Origin of the sequence: Alcanivorax sp. UBA3183 (assembly GCF_002364155.1) — a bacterium.
GTDB lineage: Bacteria > Pseudomonadota > Gammaproteobacteria > Pseudomonadales > Alcanivoracaceae > Alcanivorax > Alcanivorax jadensis.
Map to the genome: position 1 here is coordinate 33896 of NZ_DEXN01000023.1, position 23308 is coordinate 57203.

Annotated in this window: 27 protein-coding genes and 1 tRNA gene; 5 read left to right on the top strand and 23 right to left on the bottom strand. The window is 58.4% G+C overall.

Going from position 1 to position 23308, the window contains the following annotated elements; genetic code table 11:
* Positions 1-145: 145 nt before the first annotated feature.
* Positions 146-691 carry an HD domain-containing protein gene (locus B3Q33_RS09085; RefSeq protein WP_035247870.1) on the top strand — a complete coding sequence of 182 codons (546 nt, stop codon included), beginning with the start codon at positions 146-148 and terminating at the stop codon, positions 689-691.
* A 408-nt stretch (positions 692-1099) separates the two neighbouring features.
* Here the strand turns inward: B3Q33_RS09085 and B3Q33_RS09090 are convergent, their stop codons facing one another.
* The 6 genes from B3Q33_RS09090 to dapA form a co-directional block, all read right to left on the bottom strand.
* Positions 1100-1606: a hypothetical protein gene (locus B3Q33_RS09090; protein ID WP_035247872.1), complete on the bottom strand. Its 507-nt coding sequence runs from the start codon at positions 1604-1606 to the stop codon at positions 1100-1102.
* 153 nt (positions 1607-1759) lie between these two features.
* The gene (locus B3Q33_RS09095; protein ID WP_035247875.1) at positions 1760-1993 is read right to left on the bottom strand and encodes a DUF6726 family protein; all 234 of its coding nucleotides are present in this window, start codon (positions 1991-1993) and stop codon (positions 1760-1762) included.
* Between the two features lie 56 nt (positions 1994-2049).
* Positions 2050-2766, bottom strand: coding sequence for a phosphoribosylaminoimidazolesuccinocarboxamide synthase (gene purC, locus B3Q33_RS09100; RefSeq protein ID WP_035247878.1), 717 nt, complete (start codon positions 2764-2766; stop codon positions 2050-2052).
* A 25-nt stretch (positions 2767-2791) separates the two neighbouring features.
* Positions 2792-3565, bottom strand: a complete 774-nt coding sequence (locus B3Q33_RS09105; protein ID WP_035247881.1) for an MBL fold metallo-hydrolase — start codon at positions 3563-3565, stop codon at positions 2792-2794.
* Between the two features lie 5 nt (positions 3566-3570).
* Positions 3571-4185: an outer membrane protein assembly factor BamC gene (bamC, locus tag B3Q33_RS09110; protein WP_035247884.1), complete on the bottom strand. Its 615-nt coding sequence runs from the start codon at positions 4183-4185 to the stop codon at positions 3571-3573.
* Positions 4182-5066 (bottom strand): 4-hydroxy-tetrahydrodipicolinate synthase, encoded by an 885-nt coding sequence (gene dapA / locus B3Q33_RS09115; RefSeq protein WP_035247887.1) that lies wholly within the window; start codon positions 5064-5066, stop codon positions 4182-4184. Before dapA ends, bamC begins: the two co-directional genes overlap by 4 nt.
* A 184-nt stretch (positions 5067-5250) precedes the next feature.
* Between dapA and B3Q33_RS09120 the strand changes: the two genes are divergently transcribed.
* Together B3Q33_RS09120 and bcp are read left to right on the top strand one after the other, a co-directional pair.
* Positions 5251-5778, top strand: coding sequence for a glycine cleavage system protein R (locus tag B3Q33_RS09120; RefSeq protein WP_272962447.1), 528 nt, complete (start codon positions 5251-5253; stop codon positions 5776-5778).
* Between the two features lie 52 nt (positions 5779-5830).
* Entirely contained in the window at positions 5831-6307 is a 477-nt protein-coding gene (gene bcp, locus B3Q33_RS09125) for a thioredoxin-dependent thiol peroxidase (RefSeq protein WP_272962446.1), read from the top strand.
* Positions 6308-6353: 46 nt separating this feature from the next.
* Here the strand turns inward: bcp and B3Q33_RS09130 are convergent, their stop codons facing one another.
* Positions 6354-7445, bottom strand: a complete 1092-nt coding sequence (locus B3Q33_RS09130; protein ID WP_272962445.1) for an AI-2E family transporter — start codon at positions 7443-7445, stop codon at positions 6354-6356.
* A complete protein-coding gene (locus B3Q33_RS09135; protein WP_035248807.1) occupies positions 7445-7693 on the bottom strand; it encodes a sulfurtransferase TusA family protein in 249 nt (82 codons plus the stop codon). The genes B3Q33_RS09130 and B3Q33_RS09135 overlap by 1 nt, the downstream gene beginning before the upstream one ends.
* A gap of 109 nt (positions 7694-7802) precedes the next feature.
* On the opposite strand from B3Q33_RS09135, the gene B3Q33_RS09140 reads away from it, so the two are divergent.
* Complete coding sequence (locus tag B3Q33_RS09140) at positions 7803-9233, top strand: M48 family metalloprotease (protein ID WP_272962444.1); 1431 nt, start codon at positions 7803-7805, stop codon at positions 9231-9233.
* A gap of 121 nt (positions 9234-9354) precedes the next feature.
* On the opposite strand, the gene nadA is transcribed toward B3Q33_RS09140, so the two are convergent.
* From nadA to B3Q33_RS09175, 7 genes are all read right to left on the bottom strand, one after another.
* On the bottom strand, positions 9355-10404 hold the full coding sequence (gene nadA / locus B3Q33_RS09145; RefSeq protein ID WP_272962443.1) for a quinolinate synthase NadA: 1050 nt from the start codon (positions 10402-10404) through the stop codon (positions 9355-9357).
* A 147-nt stretch (positions 10405-10551) separates the two neighbouring features.
* Positions 10552-11742, bottom strand: coding sequence for a cyclopropane-fatty-acyl-phospholipid synthase family protein (locus B3Q33_RS09150; protein ID WP_337894197.1), 1191 nt, complete (start codon positions 11740-11742; stop codon positions 10552-10554).
* 73 nt (positions 11743-11815) lie between these two features.
* A complete protein-coding gene (locus B3Q33_RS09155) occupies positions 11816-12583 on the bottom strand; it encodes a DUF1365 domain-containing protein (RefSeq protein WP_272962441.1) in 768 nt (255 codons plus the stop codon).
* Positions 12580-13833, bottom strand: a complete 1254-nt coding sequence (locus tag B3Q33_RS09160; RefSeq protein WP_272962440.1) for an NAD(P)/FAD-dependent oxidoreductase — start codon at positions 13831-13833, stop codon at positions 12580-12582. Before B3Q33_RS09160 ends, B3Q33_RS09155 begins: the two co-directional genes overlap by 4 nt.
* Positions 13830-15290: a cryptochrome/photolyase family protein gene (locus tag B3Q33_RS09165; protein ID WP_272962439.1), complete on the bottom strand. Its 1461-nt coding sequence runs from the start codon at positions 15288-15290 to the stop codon at positions 13830-13832. Before B3Q33_RS09165 ends, B3Q33_RS09160 begins: the two co-directional genes overlap by 4 nt.
* Complete coding sequence (locus B3Q33_RS09170) at positions 15287-16132, bottom strand: MerR family transcriptional regulator (RefSeq protein WP_272962438.1); 846 nt, start codon at positions 16130-16132, stop codon at positions 15287-15289. The genes B3Q33_RS09165 and B3Q33_RS09170 overlap by 4 nt, the downstream gene beginning before the upstream one ends.
* Positions 16129-17082, bottom strand: a complete 954-nt coding sequence (locus tag B3Q33_RS09175) for a YbgA family protein (protein ID WP_272962437.1) — start codon at positions 17080-17082, stop codon at positions 16129-16131. The genes B3Q33_RS09170 and B3Q33_RS09175 overlap by 4 nt, the downstream gene beginning before the upstream one ends.
* 171 nt (positions 17083-17253) lie before the next feature.
* Here B3Q33_RS09175 and B3Q33_RS09180 point away from each other — a divergent pair, with 171 nt between their 5' ends.
* The gene (locus B3Q33_RS09180; protein WP_272962436.1) at positions 17254-17646 is read left to right on the top strand and encodes a DUF2493 domain-containing protein; all 393 of its coding nucleotides are present in this window, start codon (positions 17254-17256) and stop codon (positions 17644-17646) included.
* Between the two features lie 182 nt (positions 17647-17828).
* Here B3Q33_RS09180 and B3Q33_RS09185 read toward each other — a convergent pair.
* From B3Q33_RS09185 to tolR, 8 genes are all read right to left on the bottom strand, one after another.
* Positions 17829-17904, bottom strand: a tRNA-Lys gene (locus tag B3Q33_RS09185).
* A gap of 72 nt (positions 17905-17976) precedes the next feature.
* Positions 17977-18645 carry a 7-cyano-7-deazaguanine synthase QueC gene (queC, locus tag B3Q33_RS09190; protein WP_035248824.1) on the bottom strand — a complete coding sequence of 223 codons (669 nt, stop codon included), beginning with the start codon at positions 18643-18645 and terminating at the stop codon, positions 17977-17979.
* A gap of 25 nt (positions 18646-18670) precedes the next feature.
* A complete protein-coding gene (gene queE, locus B3Q33_RS09195; RefSeq protein ID WP_272974593.1) occupies positions 18671-19312 on the bottom strand; it encodes a 7-carboxy-7-deazaguanine synthase QueE in 642 nt (213 codons plus the stop codon).
* Positions 19313-19405: 93 nt separating this feature from the next.
* Positions 19406-20170: a tol-pal system protein YbgF gene (gene ybgF / locus B3Q33_RS09200; protein WP_035248829.1), complete on the bottom strand. Its 765-nt coding sequence runs from the start codon at positions 20168-20170 to the stop codon at positions 19406-19408.
* A 3-nt stretch (positions 20171-20173) separates the two neighbouring features.
* Positions 20174-20746 carry a peptidoglycan-associated lipoprotein Pal gene (gene pal / locus B3Q33_RS09205; RefSeq protein ID WP_035248831.1) on the bottom strand — a complete coding sequence of 191 codons (573 nt, stop codon included), beginning with the start codon at positions 20744-20746 and terminating at the stop codon, positions 20174-20176.
* A gap of 45 nt (positions 20747-20791) precedes the next feature.
* The gene (tolB, locus tag B3Q33_RS09210; RefSeq protein WP_414630977.1) at positions 20792-22069 is read right to left on the bottom strand and encodes a Tol-Pal system beta propeller repeat protein TolB; all 1278 of its coding nucleotides are present in this window, start codon (positions 22067-22069) and stop codon (positions 20792-20794) included.
* Positions 22070-22092: 23 nt separating this feature from the next.
* Positions 22093-22878 carry a cell envelope integrity protein TolA gene (tolA, locus tag B3Q33_RS09215; RefSeq protein WP_272962433.1) on the bottom strand — a complete coding sequence of 262 codons (786 nt, stop codon included), beginning with the start codon at positions 22876-22878 and terminating at the stop codon, positions 22093-22095.
* Positions 22871-23308, bottom strand: coding sequence for a protein TolR (gene tolR / locus B3Q33_RS09220; protein ID WP_272962432.1), 438 nt, complete (start codon positions 23306-23308; stop codon positions 22871-22873). The genes tolA and tolR overlap by 8 nt, the downstream gene beginning before the upstream one ends.

The following is a 23308-nucleotide window of genomic DNA, read 5'->3' on the forward strand; positions in this document are numbered from 1 at the left end:
CCAATTGCCTACAATCACCAGCAACAAGATGTGTCCACGCTCGCAATTTTTCCCTACTCCTCTGGATTTCAGCGGTATTACTGGCCACTATGAAAGAGAAAGGCTGCCTCCGGGCACAACAATAAAGAATCACCAGGTACACAGGATGTCCCCAGACCTGATTACGCAATTACCCCGTGTGGACTCACTCTTTGATCAGTACACGGAACGCTTCGGAAAGCAGCAGACTCCTTACCGCAACCATGTCTACCGTCTTGTCAATCTGGTGGCCGCACAGAAGACACTGGACGACCAGGAACAGGAAGCCCTGGAAGTTGCCGCTTTCTTCCACGATGCCGGCATTTGGCTGGCCGGGACGTTCGATTATCTACAGCCCTCTGCCCGCCTGGCGGAACATTATCTGGAAGAGCAGAAACTGGGTCACCACCGTGCCATGGTGCGCGCCATGATCCTGAATCATCATAAGATCAGCCGCTATCACGACGACCCGACAAACCTGGCCGAAGTGTTTCGACGCGCAGACTGGATCGATGTGAGTCTGGGCCTGATGCGCTTCGGCGTCCCCATGACCCGGGTTCGGCTGATCAAACGGGCCTTCCCCAACGTGGGTTTTCATCGCCTGCTACTCAAGCTCAGCGGCCAGCAATTGCTCAGCCAACCCTGGCGACCCCTTCCCATGCTGAGGCGCTGAGCAGCGGTGTCTTGTTTGCCGCATACGCGGCAATGTGAATGCGCGACAAGCGCCATGTCAACACGGTTTGCCGCCACTGTGTTGAGCAAAAAAGTTACTCACAACATCTGTGGATAACTTTGTGCATAGACTGTCAGGAACTTCCGCCAGCGCCGATTTTTCCTACCCTTTCCCCAGAATGATGAAAAAATGGCCGTTTTGTTAAAGCCTTTAGAAACAGCAACTTATCAATCACTCACCGCAAATCAACAAGTTAGACAAGAACATTCACTCAAGGCCTGAAAAACGGTTAAACGCTGTGCAAAACTCTTGCCCTGAATCGGAGCAAACAGAAAAATGCAAGCGCCCGCGCGGCTTTATTGAGCCATCACAGCCACTTGCAAAGGGAAACGCAGGAAGGTTTGAGGATCAGCGCCGCAGACTGAAGCTGATACCCAGCACGACGACCGGCTCTACATCCAGGTCGTTATTGTCACGCTCTTCTTCGGTGTCGCAGCGAAACGCCACTTCGTATTCGTCACAATCCAAAGCTTCAATGGCTCCTACCGCCGCACTGACGGTCCAGCGAGAATAGGGTTTGACCCACTGGTGGCCCAGTTCCACTCCGACACCGAGGCGCTCATAGTGGCTCTCGCCACCCAGGTCCCCCGCCATCAGGCCGGTGTAGAAACCGTTCTCGGACATCAGGCCGCGCTCCATCTTATGGCGCCAGCCCGCCACCCAGCGAGGCTCATCAGTGTCCAAACCACCAGAATCCAGGTATACGGACGGCATGGCGTAGAAACTGTTGTGTTCGGTGGCCCACTCCAGGTTCAACCCGGCGAGACCATTGAGGTAGCCCAGGCCGATAAGCAGGTCATCTGCCACAGCCGGCACAGGCATGAGCATGAGGAAGGATAGTAGCCAGCGGTGCATGGCGAACTCCGGTTATTGTTGTTATTGAGCCAGGGCTGTTTACGCCTGGTCAGGCCGCAAGCGGGCCAGGGAGACTGTATTTTTCACAACCCCCCCGCGGATTACAAGCACGCAAACCCCAGGCCCGTCGTTCGCGGGGGCCTGGGGCCAGTATTACAGCGGAATTTTGTCGATGCTGTCAGCGGTGGAATCGATGGCCCCATCCACTTTTTCCAGCGCTTCATCCGCGGCGTTGCCGGCTACCGGAATAATCGACAGCACGGCGCCCACCACGGAGCCAGCGGCACCCACCAGTCGCATGGGAGTCGTTGCCAGTTTAGTGAGGAAACAGCCGCTCAGGGTGGCTGCCAGCAGGCCCACCGCCGCCAGACGCATTACCGATTTCATAGTTGCTCCTTATTATTCTTCAGGGTGTTGTTCGAACGTGTACGAGACGCCGTGAATCAGTATTGAAACTGCATCCCCAATCGACGCCCCACTTCTTCATAGGCTTCCACCACGCCACCAAGGCCTTGGCGGAAACGATCCTTGTCCAGCTTTTCGCGGGTGTTCTTATCCCACAGCCGGCAACCGTCGGGGCTGAATTCATCGCCCAGCAGCACTTCACCATTAAACACGCCGAATTCCAGTTTGTAATCCACCAGCAACATGCCACCGTCCAGGAACAGCTGCTTAAGCACCTCGTTAACCTGGAAAGTCAGGGTTTTCATCTGTGCCACCTGCTCATCGGTGGCCCAGCCGAAACTGCGGATATGGAAGTCGTTGACCATGGGGTCACCCAGATCATCATTCTTGAGAAAGAATTCGAACGTGGGCGGAGTTAGTTCCAGACCTTCTTCCACACCCAGGCGGCGGCAGATAGAGCCGGCGGCAATGTTACGCACCACGCACTCCACCGGAATCATTTCCAGCTTTTTCACCAGCGATTCCACCGGCGACAGCATCTGCTCGAAGTGACAGGGAATGCCCGCCGCCTTGAGCTTTTCCATGATGGCAGCATTGAACTGATTGTTCACCGCTCCCTTACGCGCCAGCGCCTCTTTCTTCTTGCCGTCAAAGGCCGAGGTGTCGTCGCGGAACAGCATGATCAGTTTGTCCGCGTCATCGGTGGTGTACACAGACTTGGCTTTGCCGGCATACAACTCGTCGCGTTTTTCCATGGAAAGGCCTTTACTCGGGTCAGTATTAATGTACTTGCAGCCAGCCAAACCCTTCCGTCTGACTGGCAACGCCAATTCGTTCACGCCCGCGGGTCACTACCCGCTCAATGGCATCCAGTGCATGCCGGGACGTGTTGTTCTGTTCACTCAGGTGCGACAACACCAGATGCTGCAGGCGATCCACATTGGCCTGGCGCAGCAGCGCTGCAGCCTGATCATTGCTCAGATGCCCCAACATACCACCGACGCGCCGTTTCAACGACGGCGGATAGGGACCGTGGACCAGCATCTGCGCGTCATGATTGCATTCCAGCACCAGCGCATCACAATCCTGATAGGCCTCTACCACATGGGGAGTAATGGCCCCCAGATCAGTGAGCACGCCCAGGGTACGGCCCTGCCAGGTAAAGCGGTACTGGCAGGGCTCGCGGGCATCATGGGGCACCAGGACCGGAAGAATCTGCAACGCCCCTACAGTAAAGGCACGCCCCGGCCGTACTTCCTGCCAGTTTGCACCGCTGAGACTGGTGCGTTTGCCCTGCACCGCGCTGGCGGTGCCAAAAGAACTGTAGACCGGGCAACCGGTCTTGCGGCCCAGCGCCCCGGCACTGCGGATATGGTCGCCGTGCTCATGGGTTACCAGAATGGCACTGAGCTGATCCGCAGCCAGCCCCAATCTTGCCAGTCGCTGCTCGGTTTCCTTGACGGTAAACCCGCAGTCGATCAACACCAGGGTGTCGTCCGCTTCCACCAGGGTGGCGTTACCCTTACTGCCACTGCCCAGTGATGCCAGCTTCATGATACTTAATTCAGTTCTTCAAAAATGCGTTCAAGAATGGCCTGGCCCGGGGTCTTTTCCACCAGCGCGGTGCCTTCTTCATTCAATACCGCCACCTGAATACCATTGGTGGTATGACTCAGCTTCAATTGCGCGGTCTTGGCACCCAGGGTATAGCGCTCAGGCACCTTCAGGTAATAAATACCCACTTCACGGTCCCGGTCGCTGATCTTCAGGTCGGTGTTACCCAGGGCGTCACCCACATACTCCCAGGCCCAGGCAAAGCGGGTGGACATCATGATAATCGGGTAGCCGTTACCATCACGGGCCAGAATCGCCTTCGAGGACGCATCCTTGGGGGCGGGTTGCTGTGACTCGTCCTCATCAGCGCCACCCAGAACCACCAGCTGTGGCGGTTTGGGCACCTCAAAGCGCTTCTCATCTTCACCACGGCCCACCAGACGCTCTTCCTGACGCGGGACCGCATAAAGCGGCTGCTCGCCGATGAATACGCCGTCTTCAGGAACCTGGATAGGCTCCAGCATTTGCGCATTGCGATAATTCAGGCTGCTGTCCGGCAACCAGCTACAGCCGGATGCTGCGGATACCACCAGGGCGAGCGTTAACGCCGCTTTCTTCATTTAACCTCCAGCAGGCCGCATTGACGCATGGTCTCACGCAATCGCGGCTGGGCCGCTTCTGACAGCGACACCAACGGCAGGCGGATACCAAGGTCAATCAGGCCCATTTCATACAGTGCCCATTTCACCGGGATCGGACTAGCTTCAATAAACAGATCACGGTGCAGGGGCTCAAGTTCCGCATTTAATGTACGGGCCTTATCCGCGTCGCCTGCCAGGGCCGCTTCACACATGGCCGCCATCTTGGCCGGGGCCACATTGGCGGTCACCGAGATATCGCCATGACCGCCCGCCAGGATGAAATCCATGGCAGTCGCGTCATCGCCGGAATAGAGCATAAAATCGTCACCGCAACGCTCGCGAATTTCACGGGCCCGCTCCAGGTTACCGGTGGCTTCCTTGATGCCAATGATATTGGGCACCTTGCTCAGCCGCTCCACGGTTTCCGGCAACAGATCACAGGCAGTACGGCCCGGCACATTGTAGAGAATCTGCGGAATATCCACTGCCCGGGCCACCGCCAGATAATGCTGATAGAGGCCTTCCTGGGGCGGCTTGTTGTAGTAAGGAGTTACCAACAGGCAGGCATCGGCGCCGTCACGCTTGGCGTCACGGGTCAGACGAATGGCTTCTTCGGTGTTGTTGGCCCCGGTACCGGCGATCACCGGGATGCGGCCCTTGGCCGCGGCCACCACCTCACGAATTACACTGTCGTGCTCTTCAAAACCCAGGGTGGCGGATTCGCCCGTGGTGCCCACCGCCACAATAGCGTGGGTGCCCTGCTCCACATGCCAGTCCACCAGGGCGCGCAAACGCTCCCAGTCCACTGCTCCGTCTGCGCGCATGGGGGTTACCAGCGCTACAATGCTGCCACGGATCATGCCTGTCTCCTGTTTTACGCCAATGGGGCGCAATCGCGATTATTCCGGTGCACCGGACCGAAGGGCGCTATGGTAAACCTCGAAAACGCTGGACGCCAGATGCCTGACTCCTGCACCCGTGCAGAAAAAACCTGCAACCTCTAAACTCTCACCAAACAAGACGACAATGCCTGCGGAGCGCATCATGGAACAACTCATCGTTATCTCGGCCCTGGGTTCAGACCGCCCAGGCATCGTGGAGTCCCTTTCCCGGGCAGTACTGCAACACAACGGCAACATCCTCGATTCTCGCATGACGGTGCTGGGCGGCGAGTTTGCCGTACTGATGCTGGTGTCCGGCAGTGACGCCACCCTGGACCGACTGGAAGCGGAGCGGGACAACCTGGCCAGCGAACTGGACCTGCTGATCACCCTGAAACGTACCCGCCCACGTGATCTGCAGGCCCGAGCCCTGCCCTACGAGGTGGAAGTGGTCGCCATGGACAATCCGGGCATCGTCCATGAAATTGCCAATTTCTTTTCCCGGCGCAGCATCAACATCGATGATCTGCATACCGGCACCTATGCCGCTCCCCACACCGGCACCCGCATGTTCAGCCTTCACCTGGTGCTGAGCATGAACGCGGAACAATCAGTGGCCGAATTACGCGAGGCCTTCCTGGACTTCTGCGAGGCGCGCAATCTGGACGCCACCATGACGCCGAAACGCTAAGCACCGCCGCACGGTAAAACCATCAACAGCATGAAAGAGAAACGGACTCGATATGGCACATCCCAAGATTGGTAATCTGGCACCCAACTTCAAACTGCCCGATCAGGACGGCAATCCGGTTGAACTGAAATCCTTCAAGGGCAAGAACCCGGTGGTGATTTTCTTCTACCCCAGAGCGCTCACCCCGGGTTGTACCACCCAGGCCTGCGGCATTCGCGATACCAGGGCTGAGCTGGAAAAACGTGGCGTGGTCGTGTTTGGCATCAGCCCGGACCCGGTTGCCCGTTTGCCCAAGTTTATCGACAAGCATGATCTGAACTTCACCCTATTGTCCGATGAGGACCACGCCACCGCGGAGAAATATGGTTGCTGGGGAATGAAGAAGTTCATGGGCAAGGAATTCATGGGGCTCATCCGTACTACCTTTATCGTCGGCAAGGACGGCAAGCTGCTGAAGGTAATGGACAAGTTCAAAACCAAGAGCCATCACGAGGATCTGCTGGCAGAGCTGGACGAACTGGGAATCTAGGGAGCCTCTGCATAACAAGGGGCGCAACCGCGCCCCTTGACCGCTATCAGTCCGCCTGCCCCTTCTGCTCTGCGGTGTCCGGATAGTCAGCCTGACTGGGCCAGGCATTGATCACCGCCTTGATCAACGTGGCCAGGGGGATGGCAAAGAACACACCCCATAGTCCCCACATCCCGCCGAAAAGCAGGATAGCGGTAATGATCGCCACGGGGTGAAGATTTACCGCTTCCGAGAACAGCAACGGCACCAGAATATTGCCATCGATAAACTGGATGACGCCGTAAATCACCATCACCAAGGCAAAATCCCCGCTCCAGCCAAACTGCACATAGGCTGCTGCTGCCACCGGCAGTGTTACCACAGTGGCGCCAATATAGGGCACTACCACAGACAACCCTACCAGCACCGCCAGCAACACGGTGTAATGCATGCCCAGCAGCAGGAAAGCGATAAAGGTGGCACTGCCTACCAGCAGGATCTCGATGGCCTTGCCGCGCACATAGTTGGCAATCTGATCATCCATCTCATGCCAGACATGATCCAGAATTCGGCGCCGACGGGGCAGGAAACGCATCAGCCAGTTGATGATGGTTTCTCGATCCTTGAGGAAAAAGAACACCAACAAGGGCAGCAACACCAGGAAGACCATCACCTCCACCAGGTTGGGAATGGACGCCAGCGACAGGGTCAATACCCCCTGCCCTGCTTCCGCCACCTGGCGCTGAATCACCGCCACGATGGAATTGACCTGCTCCATGGAGATCACTTCCGGATAATGTTCCGGCAACTGTCTAAGCCAGGTCTCCCCATTCTTGAGCAGATACGGCAACTGGTCCTGCACCAGCAGCAAGGTCTGTCGCCAGACCATGGGCAACAGCACCACCAGGGTAGCGATCAAAAGGCCCAGGAACAGGGTAAAAACTAGGTTCACCGCCAGCAGACGACGCATGCCGTGGCGTTCCAGCCCGGAAACCAGCCCCTGCATCAGGTAGGCGATCACGATCGAGGCAAGCACCGGCGCCAACATGCCACCGAAAAACAGAATCACCAGCCCGGCGGTCAGCAATACCACAAGAAGATATACTGCCTCCTCGTCGGAGAAGTACCGTTCGGACCAGTTTTTGAGAATACGTAACATCAGCTCTCCTGTTCGCCACGGCGAATCACAAAGGCATAGTGGCCCTTATTTTCGCCCATGCGAACCAGCTCGTGGCAGGATTGTCTCAAATAGGCAGGAATGTCATCGGCGGAAGCCGCATCGGTGGCGATCACCTCCAGCAGCTGCCCCGGTTTGAGATGTCTCAGCGCCTGCCGGGTCTTCAACAACGGCATGGGACATTGCAGGCTGGAGGCATCAATCTGCAGGTCGATAGGCTGGTCGCTCATACAGGCGGCTTCATTCGTTGCGGCTCTAGCTGCATTATAGTCACAACCCGGCAACGGAATAAGGGTGGGGTTGTGCCGACTTGCACGAATACTTACGGGAGCATCTTACTTGAAGTTTTTGTTACGCACCGTCTTGTTGTTGACTTGCTGCACGCTGGCAGCGACCAGCGCCAATGACGATCTTCCGGTTCTGGGTGATCCCACCGCCGCACTGATGTCCGCCGACCAAGAGTACCGGCTGGGTCGCGGCTGGCTGCGCGGCCTGCGCGGGCAGACCTCGATCATGTCCGACCCCCTAGTGCAGGAGTATGTGGAAAGCCTTGTCTACCGGCTCGCGTCCTACAGCGACCTGAAAGAACCCAATCTCGACATCGTGGTCATCAACAGCCGCCAGATCAACGCCTTTGCGGTACCCGGCGGGGTCATCGGGCTCAACGCCGGGCTATTCCTCAATGCCCGCGACGAAGGAGAAGTTGGCGGCGTGGTGGCCCACGAAATTGCCCACGTCAGCCAGCGGCATTTTGCCCGCCGCTATCTGGACTCGAAAAAGATGAACACCGCCGTGCTGGCCGCCATGCTGGCCAGTCTGGCAGTCGCCATTGCCGGTGATGGTGAAGCCGGCATGGCAGGTATCGCTGCCACCCAGGCCGGCGCTATCCAGGCGCAGCTGGCCTACTCCCGCCAGAACGAACGGGAAGCGGACCGGGTGGGCATGCAGACCCTGGTCGCCGCCGGCATGGACCCGGATGCCATGCCCCGCTTCTTCGAACGCATGCACAACAGCCAGCGCTTTTCCGGGGATCCGCCCGAGTTTCTGCTCACCCACCCGGTCACAGAAAGCCGTATTGCCGACAGCCGATCCAGGGCGCGCTCCCTACCTACCCCAAGGCTCGCTCCATCCGTCCATTTCCTGCTGGTACAGGCACGACTACAGGCGGCCTTCATTCAAGGCGAAGACCATGCCATCGACCATTTCCGCCAATACAGCAACGAACGCAATGCTCTGGGCCTGCAGGCCGCCCGCTATGGACTGGCGCTGAGTTATCTGCGTGCTGACCACTATGACCAGGCCAGGGAAATCATGAAGGCACTCGCCGAAGAACACCCGGACCAGCTGTGGTTCCGGCTGGGTCTGGTGGAAGTAGCAATGGACGAAGGCAACTACGACGCGGCCATCAGCCAGGCGGAGCGGGTACTGGATCTGTCACCGAACAATTACCCGGCATCCATTTTGCTGAGCAAGGCACTACTGCGCAGTGAGCAACCGGCCAGGGCATTGCCGCTACTCAAGCCGCTATTGGGAGACCGCCCCAACAACCCGTATATCTGGGATCTGGCCGCCGATGCCTATGGCAACAGCGGTGACAAAATTCGTGCCCTTCACGCACGGGCAGAAAGCCAGTTCCTGCGTGGCAGGGACCAACAGGCGATGCAACAGATGGAATACGCCTTGCGGGATGCGGAAAATGACTTTGCGCTGTACAGCAAACTCAATGGCCGGCTGCAAACCATGAAGAGATTATCGGAAGAGAGGTTCTGAGACTTTGGGGCATTAAGCCGACCCGTTGGAGCCTTGCTTGCAAAGCTCCAACGAGACAAGCACAGGGCAGGTCCTATGAAAAAGGCGGCACCGTGTGCCGCCTTTTTCAATTGTCGTGTCCTTACGACTTCAGCGACTTGCCGAAATCCAGCATGCGGTTGAGTGGCACCATGGCCTTTTCCGCCAAGGCAGGATCCACGAAAATTTCCTGGCCCATGCCATTGTTGTCTTCCAGCACCGCCAACATGTTCTGCAGGCCGTTCATGGCCATCCACGGGCAATGGGCACAGCTGCGGCAAGTGGCACCGGAGCCGGCAGTGGGCGCCTCCAGGAAGGTTTTGCCAGGAGCAAGCTGCTGCATCTTGTAGAAGATGCCTTTATCCGTGGCGACAATGAAGGTGTCGTTATCCATCTCGCAGGCAGCCTTGATCAGCTGCGAGGTAGAGCCCACCACATCCGCCATTTCCACCACCGGGGCCGGTGACTCCGGGTGTACCAGAATGGCAGCTTCCGGGTAGGCCGCTTTCAGATCCTGCAGCCCCTTGGCCTTGAATTCCTCGTGCACGATGCAGGCGCCATCCCAGCACAGTACATCGGCACCGGACTTGTCGCGCACATAGCTGCCCAGGTGCTTATCCGGGGCCCAGAGGATTTTTTCGCCGTTGCGGTCCAGATGCTCAATCAGCTCTACCGCAATGGAGGATGTGACTACCCAATCGGCCCGGGCTTTCACGGCCGCCGAGGTATTGGCGTACACCACCACGGTGCGATCCGGATGCTGATCACAGAAATCGGCAAATTCGTCCTCGGGACAACCGATATCCAGCGAGCAGGTGGCTTCCAGGGTCGGCATGAAAACGCTTTTTTCCGGGCTGAGAATCTTGGCGGTCTCGCCCATGAACTTGACCCCGGCCACGATCAGGGTGGACGCCGGATGCTCCTTGCCGAAGCGGGCCATTTCCAGGGAGTCGGACACACAGCCACCGGTCTCTTCCGCCAGGGACTGGATTTCAGGATCCGTATAGTAGTGGGCCACCAGTACCGCATCGCGCTGGTGTAGCAATTCCTTAATGCGCTGGCGGTAGGATGCACGCTGTTCCTCGCTGAGCGAGTCCTCGTGTACCACCTTGGCCAGGTGGGCCTGTACCAGTGCTTGTGCCTCTGCAGTCATTGGCTTCACCGCCTGGGGTTTCCCCCTGATATCAACAACTTAGGTAATAACCAGAAAATCAGGGCGGGCATAATACCACAACGTGGCGCCGGCGCGGCGCCACGTAGATACCCTTAAGCGTTAAAATGCGCCCGGACGGGCGGCTTTTCAAGATGTCGGACGATAGTCGGGACCGGCAGCCACCAGATGCACTGTACTGATGGCTCGCTCCAGGAACGCGCCCTCGCAGTAACACAGGTAGTAATCCCACATACGGATAAAGCGCTCGTCAAAGCCCAGTTCACGGACTTTCGGCAAGGTCGCCAGAAAGCGCTGGCGCCAGTGATGCAGGGTCAGGGCGTAGTCGTGGCCGATATCATGGAGTTCCGTGGCGACCATGCGGGTATGCTCAGTCAGATGCTGGCACATCACCGACACGCTGGGCAGGAAGCCACCGGGGAAAATATAGCGTTTGATGAAGTCGACCTGCTTGCGGGCATGCTCGTAGCGCTGATCCGGCACAGTGATGGCCTGCAATACCAGTTTGCCATCCGGTTTGAGCCTTTCTCCGAGCACCTGAAAATAGCCCGGCAGAAACTCCGCCCCCACCGCTTCGATCATCTCCACGGAGACCACCCGATCATACTGACCGGTGAGCTCCCGGTAATCCTCTTCCAGCACCGTCACTTTGTCCTCAAGGCCCTCAGCCTGAACCCTTTCACGGGCATGGCGAGCCTGCTCCCGGGAAATGGTGGTAGTGGTGACCTGAGCGCCATGATGCTTGGCCGCATGAATGGCAAGACCACCCCAGCCAGTGCCAATTTCCAGCAAGGTCATGCCTGGAGTCAGTGACAGGTACTGGCAGATTTTTTCCAGCTTGTAGTCGGAGGCCTCTTCCAGCGTGGCGTCCCGGCGGGGAAACACTGCACTGGAGTACATCATGCTGCGATCGAGAAACAGGCTGAAGAAATCGTTGCCCAGATCATAGTGGGCAGAGATGTTGCGACGTGAACCCTGCAGGGAATTACGGTTATAGCGGTGCAGCATTTTCAGGGCAGGCCGGGACAACAGTGCCATGCCGCCTTCCAGGGATTTCATGGCGTCCACGTTGGCAGCAAAGTAACGGATCACTGCTACCAGATCCGGGCTATCCCAGCCTTTCTCCATGTAGGCCTCTGCTGCGCCCAGGGCACCACCACTCATCATCATGGTATAGGTGCGCCAGTCACGCAGACGAATAGTGGCCGCTTCGCTGTGGGAATTGCTGCCGAGAATGACCTGATTGCCACCGGGTTCGTGGATACGGAGAGCGCCATTGGGCAGGGCATTGAGCCTAGCCAGCACCAACTTGCGAGCCACGGACTGTGGCCAGCTGATTGTCACACTGTGTTGTAGTTGGTTTGTTGTGGCTTTTTCGCCAGACAGCATGCGGTCAATCTCCGTACTGATTGTTACTGTTTTTGCCGGGGTGAGAATGAAATCTCGCCCCCTTGCGCCAGAGCCGGAATGCCTGCCAGTAAATGGCACGCATTGTCGCCACGCCCTGGGCACCGAAGCGGAAGATCACCGACCCCATGTTACCTTTGCCGGCGTCTTTCAGGTCCAGCTGCAGCCCAGCCACAAACACGACCTGATCTTCCTTTCTGTCTTCCAACATTAGGCGCAACCCGGGTAAGGCCACGTGAAGATGCCAGTGGTAGTCCAGCGCCATCGGCAGAAAGGGCGACACATGGAAGGCCTTGGGGTGGCTCACTACCCAATCCCCCTGTTCGTTTTTTTGCAGGTTCAGCGGATAGAAATGCCGCTCCCGCCAGGGGGTATTCTGCACTTCCGCCAGCATGCTGTCCGGCTGGTCACTGTCCCCGGAAAAATGCAGGTACAGCACCAGAGGATTGAACAGCGTCCCCAGGGTCCGCCACTGGCCCAGCATCACTACCCTGCCCGCCTGCCAATCCAGACCCAGCTCCAGGGCTTTTTCACGCACCTTGTCATTCAGGTTATCCGGGCGCGCATCCACAAAATCGCTGTCGCGAAACACCACCGGCCGCCAGCGTCGGCCCCAGGCCGGATGCCGGGCCAGCATGGCGTCTACTTCCGTCAGATCACACCAGACCATCCACAATGGGTAGTGAAAGCCATGACGGAACGGCACCAGACGCTGGTGCCATACCTTGCCCCTTGCTATCGCCTGGGTAATCACGGGGCAGACTCCGGGGACAATGCCCGTACCACGTCCAGGGCCGACACCACGCCGTCTTCATGGAAACCATTGCGGCACCAGGCGCCGGCATACCAGGTGCGCCTTTCGCCATTGCCCGCCAGTAGGGTTTCACAGGCTGCCACCGTATCCGGAGTAAACAGGGGGTGGGCAAAGTCATAGCGGGCGATGATTTTTTCCGGATCAATTTTGTCCGTTGCATTCAGGGTCACGCAGAAGGTTTCCGGTGCCTGGATGCCTTGCAGAATATTCATGTCATAGGTGACCTGTACACGCTCCTGATCGTCATCGAACAGCAGGGCATTCCAGCTTGACCAGACTCGCTGCCGGCGAGGCAACAAACGAATATCCGTGTGCAACACCACCTCATTATCCTGATAACCGAGCCGGGAGAGGCAATCGGTCTCGCGACTATCCGGATCGTCAAGCAGCGCCATGGCCTGATCGCTATGGCAGGCAAGGATCAGCTGATCAAACTCTTGCTGTTCACCGTTCACCGTGAGAGTGACACCCTGCTCATGGCGGCGTACCGCACTCACCGCTGAACGGGTGTGAAAACGGGCTGAACACTGTTCCACCAGGGGCTGCACATACTGATTGGAGCCCCCCGGCACCACATACCACTGGGGCCGGTTGGTGAGCGACAGCAGACCATGATTCTGGAAAAAGCGAATAAAGAACTTTGCCGGGAACACTTCCATCTGTTCCAGGGAACAGGACCAGATGGCCCCGCCCATGGCGAGAATATAATCACGACAGAAGCGCTCCCCATAACCATGCCGGCGCAGGTATTCACCCAGCGGCATTTCCCCCGCCTCGCTGTCCAGCAACCCGGGAGCATTGCGATTGAAACGCAGGATGTCGCCGATAAAGCGCCAGTGGGATGGGCTCAGAATATTGCGCTTCTGGGCAAAAATCCCGCCCAGCCCATCACCGGAATACTCCAGTCCGTTGCGCTGGTCGCTGACGGCAAATCCCATCGCCGTAGGCTGGCCCTGCAGGCCCAGCTCATCCAGCAGACGCAGATAGTTGGGGTAGGTGCGGTCATTGAACACAATGAAGCCCACATCAATGGCGTAGTCACCATGCTCCCGGCTCACCGGCACGGTACAGGTGTGGCCACCGAGGTAATCGTTGGCCTCGAAGACGTCCACCTGATGATCTCTGGACAGATACCAGGCGGCGGTAAGGCCGCTGATACCGGCGCCGACGATGGCAATACGCTGACTCATGCCTGTTCCTTTTTGCTAGTGGGACTGTGGGGACCGTCGTCGTACTGGGCCTTGGCGGCCTTGAAGGCCTCGGTGACCCGCTCGCGCACACCGGCATGGGGTACCACCGGCGGCGGATAGTCAGGCGCCAGTAAAGGCTGTTTCCAGGGTTCGTGGACGGTCTTGTTATCCAGCTCGCGCAATGCCGGCACCCAGCGGGCAATAAACTCGCCCTGCGCATCGAAACGCTGGCTCTGGCGGACAGGGTTGAAGACGCGAAAATACGGCACCGCGTCGGTACCGGAGGACGCACTCCACTGCCAGCCACCATTGTTGGCGGCAAAGTCTCCGTCAATCAGATGCTGCATGAAAAAACGCTCCCCAAGCCGCCAGTCCAGCCACAGATGCTTGCTGAGGAACATGGCCGTCACCATGCGCAGGCGATTATGCATCCAGCCAGTGGCCACCAATTGCCGCATGGCCGCGTCCACCAGCGGGTAGCCGGTGCGACCCTCGCACCAGGCCTGGAACAGGTCAGGGTCTTGGGACCACTGCAGCAACTCGGTTTCCGGCCGAAACGCACCACCGCGACTGACCCGGGGGAAACGGGCCATGATCTGGCGATAAAAGTCCCGCCAGGCAAGCTCGCCGATCCAGCAAGCGGCCCCGTCCCGGGCGCCCGCATCGGCCATGGCCAGGGCGGCCGCCCGGTAGCAACTGGCCGGCGACAGCGTGCCCGCAGACAGCGCTGCTGACAGGGCACTGGTGGCCGGTTGCGAAGGGAAATCGCGATGCTTGCGATAACCGGCCAGATGATGCTCGGCAAAATCATCCAGTTGTTTCAGTGCCGCAGCCTCGCCCGGTTGCCAGTGACGGGTCAGGGAGTCAGGCACTGTCATCTTCTTGAGAGCACTTTCCACACCCCCTTTGCCCACAAAGCGGCCGTTACCGGCGCCAGCTGCAGGCAATGCGGCCACAGGCTCGAAGTGGCTGTCGAGCCACACATCCCAGCGTTTTTTAAAGGCGCTGAAAACCGTGTATGGCGTCCCCTTACCGGTGTTCAGGGTCCGCGGGGGCACCAGCACGCTGTCATCAAAGCCGGTTATCTGTACCCCCAGCGGCTCTAGCGCCTGGGCCACCGCTCGGTCCCGGTTCAGTTCGTTAAGCGGGTACTCGCGGCTGCAGAAGAGACGTTCAATGCCGTGCTCCCCCACAAAGTCCGCCAGGAGCCCGGGCACGGCGGCAAAGTCGCCGGCGTCCAGCACATGCAGATCCACACCCCGCTCTGCCAGGGCATCGCCCAATTCGAGCAGGCTTTGCAGCACATACCAGCGACGCAGGGGCGCCACATCGTGATTGTCCCATTGCTGCTCACAGAGAAAATAGACGGCAATAACCGGTTCATCCCGCTCCAGCGCCTGCTGCAAGGCACGGTGTGAGTGGATACGTAGATCGTTGCGATACCAGAGCAGATTCATAAAACGTCTCTATCCCCTTCCAGGGCCAACAATTGTTCCGCCACCGCCTGACGATCCCCGGTGAGCCGGGTCACAGAGGCCGGCGGCGCTTCCAGCAATCTGCCCCAGCAGGCCACGGGCCAGGGCTGGTTCTGTTGCGGCCAGAGCCGCTGGCGCTGGCCGGCAGTAGGCCAGCGATCAATCACCCAGAGCACTCCGCAGGGCTGACGGTCGGCCAGAAGCGCACTCAAGGCATCCACGTCCACATCCCGCTGCAAGCACCACAACGGTCGCTGCAGCACCATGGCCAGCTCCAGAGCCGGCAATACATCCCCCACTGGCACCAGTAGCCAGCCAAATTCCCGGCGCTTGGGTGACAGAGACAGGGAACGGGCGGCCCACTTCTGGGTCAGAACCGCTTCCAGCAAAGCCAGATGAGCAGACAGGGAGGGACTGCCGGCGAGCTGCTCGCGCAGGGGGTCGCTGAGTTCGCGAATGACCTGAGCATGGCTGTAATCGGCCAGGAGGCTGTTGAGCAGTTGCTCCAGACGCCGCCCATTCATGGTCTCCAGCGCCAGTAACGCATCCTGGCGTGCCTGGGCCCAGGGCACACCGTTATCCGCTGACAGCAGCGGCTCCTGCTCCCCTGACAGCAAGGACGCCACCTGGCTGATGGGCACGCCCTTTTCCACCCAATGAACAATGCGCCGGATCTGGTCCACTTCGGCGGATCGGTAACGGCGATGACCCTTGGCGGTGCGCTCCGGCTTCAGCAGGCCATAGCGACGTTCCCAGGCACGCAGGGTGACCGGGTTGACGCCACACTGCTCACTGGCCTGCTGGATGGTCAGCACGTCGCTCATACCCGGTTTCTCAGCCCCAGGTCATCCGGATAAGGCGACAGATAACCCTGCTTTTCCAGATACGGCTGCGGCACCTTGCGCATGCCGCCACGCAGCAAGGTCATGGGCACAATCAGCGGCACTTCCTCGCGCAGGTAGGCCTCAATCTGTTCGTTGATCAACGCCCTGTCAGTATCGCTGAGACCCTCACGCAAAAAACCCGCCAGGTGTTGCAAGGTATTCACATGTGCACCTCGCGATACCCGCTTCTTCATGGCGACCATCAGGGCCTGGATGTATTCCTCGGCGATATCCTCCAGCGGACGACTTTTCAGGTCGCTGAGCAGAGGCCCAAGCTGGCGGTACGTTTTCTGGCAGTGGGCTAACAGCTGGAATTTGTGCCGACTGTGGAAGTCGATCAAACGCTGGGCGGTGAGCCCCTGCTCGCGGAGCTGGCACCAGTCGTCGTAGAGGAACACCCGCTCGATAAAGTTTTCCCGCAGGGTGTCGTCGTTGAGCCTGCCCTCTTCTTCCAGGGGCATGAGCGGATAGTGGGTCTGCAGGGCTGCGGCAAACAGGCCACTGGCATCACGGTGCTGCACATTGCCATCGTCGTTATAGACGCGAATGCGCTCCATGCCGCAACTGGGGGATTTGGCCATCAGGATATAGCCCCGCAACGGCGCCAGAGAGGGCATGGTGCGGGTGATGAAATCCTGCATCAGGTCGGTATAGTCGCGACGCCCATCGGTGGTGATCATCCGCAGCTCTCCGCCTTGCTCGGCAAGATGCATGGCCTTGCGCGGCGCACTGAGGCCCGCCCCCATTTCCGGGCACAGGGAACGAAACTGGAAATAGCGGGACAAAACGCCAGTGCAATAGCGGGAATGCTTGTGCCCCTTGTCGTGACGCACTTCCAAGCCCAGCAAACAGGCGCTGATACCGACCGGGATTGTTGCGGAGCTGTTCATGTGTCACCCCATACCTGTACAAGAAATGATGTTTGTACAAGTTTAGGCCAATGTACAGTCAACAACCCGTGAAACTCCCATTGTCGCCATTTTCCTGCATCGGATCCTGAAGGTGCAATCTCGGGCAGCTATCCTTATACTTCTCAAAAAACTGACCATATGGACAGTGCAATGCGTATTCTTGTGTGCGGCGGGCGGGATTTTTCCGATCAGGCATTACTGGCCCGCAGCCTGGCCCGGCTGCTACGTGACAACACCTTCAGTCTGCTGATCCACGGCAACGCCTCTGGCGCGGATCGACTGGCCAGCCAGTGGGCCCATGACAGCGGTGTAGACCAGGTCAGCTACCCGGCCAACTGGGTAGCCCATGGTCGCGCCGCCGGCCCCATGCGTAACCGGCGCATGCTCCACCATGGCCGCCCCCAGGCGATAGTGGCTTTTCCCGGCGGCCGTGGCACCGCCAATATGATTCAACTGGCCGAAGACGCCGGCCTGCCGGTCTGGCAGCCGGCCCTGGACGGCGAGGATGGCCTGCCCACGCCCCAGGGGCTGGTCGCACGCTGAAGAAAGCCGGTTTCACCACAGAGGGCACGGAGCTCACTGAGGAAAGTGCATGACCTCTGTGGCCTCTGTGGTGAAAATCGGGTTTTGCCGAGACCAAGATGTGTCGACGGGAGAACAAAAGAAGGGAATCGGGACAGGGCTGAAACGAAAAAGGGCCCGCCGCAGGCGAGCCCTTTTAAATTTGGTGGGTCGTGCTGGATTCGAACCAGCGACCAATTGGTTAAAAGCCAACTGCTCTACCAACTGAGCTAACGACCCGCTCCCGAAGGAGGCGCAAATAATACGGATTTATTTCCGGGAGACAAGGGGAAAACCGATTTTTTTTCCCCTTTACTGATAGTTTGTTGGATCTTTGACCAATGCCTCATCAAAGCCTTGCTTGCGAAGGCGGCAACTGTCGCATTTGCCACAGGCATTGCCATTCTCGTCAGCCTGGTAGCAGGACACCGTGAGCCCATAATCCAGCCCCAGGGCCGTGCCCTGCTGGATTATCTGTGCCTTGCTCAAATGCATCAGCGGGGTCTCCACGCTGATCGGAGACCCTTCCACGCCAGCCTTGGTGGCCAGGCTGGCCATGGCCTGGAAGGCTTCAATGAAGGCTGGGCGGCAGTCCGGATACCCGGAATAGTCCACCGCATTAACGCCGATGTAGATCGCTTCGGCTTCCACTACTTCCGCCAGCCCCAGAGCCAGGGAAAGAAAGACGGTGTTACGGGCCGGCACGTAAGTCACCGGAATCCCGTCACCGCCCTCTTCCGGCACGTCAATGGAGTGGTCTGTGAGCGCTGAGCCACCGATATTGCCCATGCCCAGCTCGATCACCCGATGGCTGAGCGCCCCCAGGGCAGCGGAGACCCGCTCGGCGGCATCCAGCTCGGACCGGGTCCGCTGACCGTAGTCAAAGGCGATGGTGTGGCACTCGTAGCCCTGATCCCGGGCGATAGCCAGGCAGGTGGCCGAGTCCAGGCCGCCGGACAGCAATACCACGGCTTTTTTCATTGATGGCTCTCCTTCAACCGGTCAACTAGCGCCCGCGGGCGTCATTCCAGAGTAGTTTGTGCAGCTGTAGCTGGAACCGAACCGGCAGGCGGTCTGCCACGATCCAGTCAGCCAGCTCACCCGGTGGCAGCTCCCCCTGCACCGGGGAAAACAACACATCGCTGACCCGCTGGTGCAATTGGTGCTGATCCAGCATAAAACGGGCCCAGTCGTAATCCTTGCGGTCCGCCAGCACAAATTTGACCTGGTGATGAGGCTGGAGCAGAGGAATATTCTCCAGCCGGTTGTTGTGCTGTTCCCCGGAGCCCGGGGCTTTCAGGTCCATGACCACGGAGACTCTCGGATCGACACCCGCTATATCCATGGCGCCACCGGTTTCCAGGCTCACATCAAGGCCTCGATCACACAGGGCAGTCAGCAGCGGCAAGCAATTGGGCTGAGCCAGCGGTTCGCCACCCGTAACCGTCACGTAGTGAGCCCCGTAGCTGGCTACCTTTTGCAGAACCGCCTCAAGAGACCATTTCTCCCCACCGGAAAAGGCGTACTCGGTATCACACCACACGCAACGCTGCGGGCAGCCAGTCAGGCGAACGAATACCGTGGGTCGACCCACAGTTCGTGCTTCACCCTGGAGGGAATAAAAAATTTCGGTCAGACGGAGGTCCACAGCATCTCCTGAGTACCCGGGAGGGGGAAATGCGGCGGATTCTATCACTTTTGCCGGCGTCTGTGCCGCCGGCAAAAGACGGATAGAGAGGTATTACTTATCCAGCTGTTCCAACAGCGTCTTCGCCTGGCTGGCTTCAGAGCTGTCCGGATACTGCTTGATCAGCTTGTGCAGGTTGACCTTGGCCTGGGACACCTGCTCATCACGGGCCTGCATCACCGCCAGGGTGTAGAGGCTGGTGGGTGCCTTGCTGTGCTCCGGATAGTCATCCACTACTGATTGGAACTGGGCTTGTGCCTTGTCCGGCTTAGGGGTTTTCAGGTTGCTGTAGACCTTGCCCAGCCAGAAGTGGGCATGGGCACGGAACTGCCCATTGGGGAAATCATTCAGGTAACCCTCGAAGGCTTCTGCCGCCGCATCAAAGTCTCGCTTGATCAGCTTGTCCTTGGCGGCACTATAGGCGTCACGGTCTGCTTCGGGGTCATTGGGCGCCGCACTGTCGGCGCTATCATCCGGCTGCTCGGTCTTGCCTTGCTCAGCCAGCGTATTGATTCGGGTATCCAGGTCCAGGTAACGCTCACGTTCGGCGTCCTTCATGACCTGTAGTTCATGGCGTAACTCTTCAAGCTGACCCTGTAAATCCTGGATCTGCTCTTCAAACTGTTGTTGCTGCTGCATCAGTAGCAACAAACCATCCTGGCTCATCGGGGCTGCTGCACTGCTGCTACCACCGGATCGGGCCTGGGACAGACTTCTTTCTTCAACGGCCAGCGGCCCAGTGTTCTGTGCTTGCGCACAGAACACCAGGGAGCCGAGCACTACGCCTGCAAGCAGGCGCGTTCTCTTCACTACTTTCATGCCTTACGGACGGCCAGCAGTGTAGTTGATTTCTACGCGACGGTTCTTGGCCCAGTCCATTTCGCTGTGACCGAATGCCGCCGGCTTCTCTTCACCGTAGGAAACGATTTCCAGCTGGGAAGAAGACACACCCTGAACTCGCAGGAATTTCTCTACCGCCTTGGAACGACGCTCGGACAGAGCCACGTTGTACTCACGGGTACCGCGCTCGTCAGCGTGACCTTCCAGACGCAGTTTGGCGTTGGAGTTGTTCTTCAGGTAGGTAGCGTGGGCACGCAGAGTTTCGAAAGCAGCCGCCGGAACGGTGTTGCTGTCGAATGCAAAGTAGATCACCCGGCTGTCGGTGGTGCCATCGTAGTTGGACGGATGGTTGTAGAAGTTGTCAGCTGTCAGCGGGATGCTGCTGGTGTCCGGCTTGGACGGAGTAGACGGCTCAACCGGAGTTACCGGAGAGGTATCAGTCTGCTGGGACATATCGTCAGTGGCAGAGCTGTCGTCTTCAGTCGGGGTGCTGGAACAGGCTGCCAGGGCAGCTGCCAACATCAGGGCAAACAGCGGGTTAAGAAATGAACGCATGCGTAAAGCTCCTATAATTTCCTAGTATTGGACTCCGAGAATGACTCAGAGGAACGGCGACCAGGCCGGTTCTCTGACTTCCCCTTCCTTCGACGGCAGCTTCACTTTGACTCTGCCATCGATGGATACGGCTTCCAGAACCCCCGTCCCCCGATCTTGCGTCCCGTAAATTACCATACTTCCATTGGGCGCAACACTGGGCGATTCATCCATGTCTGTACGGGTCACAATATTGAATGTGCCCCGCTGGAGGTCCTGCACCCCGACGTTAAAATTTCCGTTTCGTCGGTGTACATAAACAAGATAACGGCCGTCGGGTGTGACATCCGGGCGCGCATTATACGCACCCTGGAACGACACTCGCCGGACCGACTTATCATTTATGTTCAGTTTGTAGATCTGTGGCCCGCCGGAACGGCTGGAGGTGAACACCAGGTGCTCCCCATCCGGCAGCCAGCGTGGCTCCGTATCGATACCATAATGCTGGGTCAGCCGTGTTAACTGCTTGGTGGTGATATCCAGCATGTAAATCTCCGGGTTACCGTCCCGTGACAGGGTCAGGGCCAGCTTCTGGCCGTCCGGTGACCAGTCCGGGGCACCATTAATACCTCTGAAACTGGACACCTTTTCCCGGTTGGTGGTCGCCAGATCATGGGTATAGATCCCCGGCAGACCGTCATCCTCGAAAGAGACATAAGCAACTTTCCTGCCATCCGGCGACCAGGTCGGGCTCATGATGGGCTCTTTACTGCGCAGGATAGTCGTTACACGGTGCCCGTCAGCGTCCGCATATTGCAACTGATATGGGTTTTTGTCATTACGATTATGCGTGACATAGAGAATCTTGGTGGAAAACGCACCGGGGATACCGGTGAGCTGTTCATAGATCCGGTCACTGATGGCATGGGCCACATCCCGCAGCTGCGACACCGGGGGCCGATAGGTTTCCGACATCAGCTTCACCTGCCGGTTGACGTCGAACAGGGCATAGCTGACTTCGTAGCCACCGGTTTCCTGGGCTTTCATGCTGCCGGTGATGATGTATTCCACCCCCAGCACGCGGAAATCCCGGTAGATGACTTCACTTTCATTGCGCGGCCGACTGAGCATATCTTCTGCCGGTAACGGCTTGAACTGGCCACTGCGATGCAGATCCGCCTGCACAATCTGTGACACGTCCTCGGGCGCATTCTGTGCCCCCTCAAAGGGCACAACGGCGATAGGGACCGCATCAACACGCCCTTCGGTGACCCGTATCAACAATTCTGCCCGGGCCATCGCAGCGCTAAACACCAGGATGGCCGCCAGACCGATCCGCCACATTTTCTGTGCCCTACATTCCAACTTCATTGTGCAACTCCAGGATCAAATTCGATCACCAGTGAGCGAAACTGTTTATCAAACAGGGGGCCATCAGGGACCGGCAAGGGGCTTGCCAGCTTGACCGCATTCATTACCGATTCATCAAAATCCGGGTAGCCGCTGCTTTTTACCACCGACACGTTAATGACTTCACCGCCAGGAATCATCTGTATACGAACCTGCGTCTTGATGTCATCCCGGTTACGATAATTCCCGGGAATCCGCCAGCGCTGACCTACCTGAGCGGAAATGGCATCGGTAAAACTGGCCACTTCCACATCCGACTGATCCGCGTTGCTGGCCGCTTCCTGCGACTCCTGCGCTGATGGCTCCGTCGGCTTTGCCATCTCCAGCTCTTCCTCGGCCAGCATTTCCTCCAGACTCGGCTCCTCAATATCGGGGATAGCCGGCTTGGGATCGGGCTTGGGTTCCGGTTTCGGTTTTGGCTTAGGCGCCGGCTTGTTGGTCGGCTCCGGTTTCGGCTTGGGTTTGGGCTCAGGCTTTTTAGGTTCGGGCTTGGGCTCCGGTTTGGGTTTCGGCTTTGGCTTGGGTTTTGGTTCCGGTTTCGGCGCTGGTTTTTGCTCCGGCTTCGGTTTGCTCACCGGCGCCTTCTTCTGTTTCGAAGTCTCCACCATGGTAGCTTTCACATGAGGAGGGATCACCGGTGCCTTGTGCAGCGACGGGTCCGTGCTCCAGCTGAACACCAATAGCCCAAACACCAGCAGGTGAATGAGAAGGGTAAAAAGCAGCGCAGCGCCACGATCACTCATTGCTGCCCTGCGGTTCAGTCACCAGACCCAGCTGAGTAATGCCGGCTTCCTGCAAGGCCCCCATCAACTGGACCACCTTGGCGTAGGCCACCTTGCTATCCCCTTCCACCAGAAACAGGGTGGACGGTTTCTGCTTGTGGATGCGCAGCGCATGACCTTGCACGGTTTCCAGGCTGGCAGACTTGCGGCTGTCGCTACCCACATCAATGTAATAGCTGCCGTCGGCGGTCACCGAAATGATCACCGGCTCATCCTTGTTGGTATCAATGGGCTCGCTGTTGCTGTCAGGCAGATCCACATTGATGCCCTGGGTCATCATCGGCGCCGTGGCCATGAAAATCACCAGCAACACCAGCATCACATCGATGTAGGGCACCACGTTCATCTCGGCAACGAGCTTGCGCGGCACCCTGATCTTCACGCCGCTCAT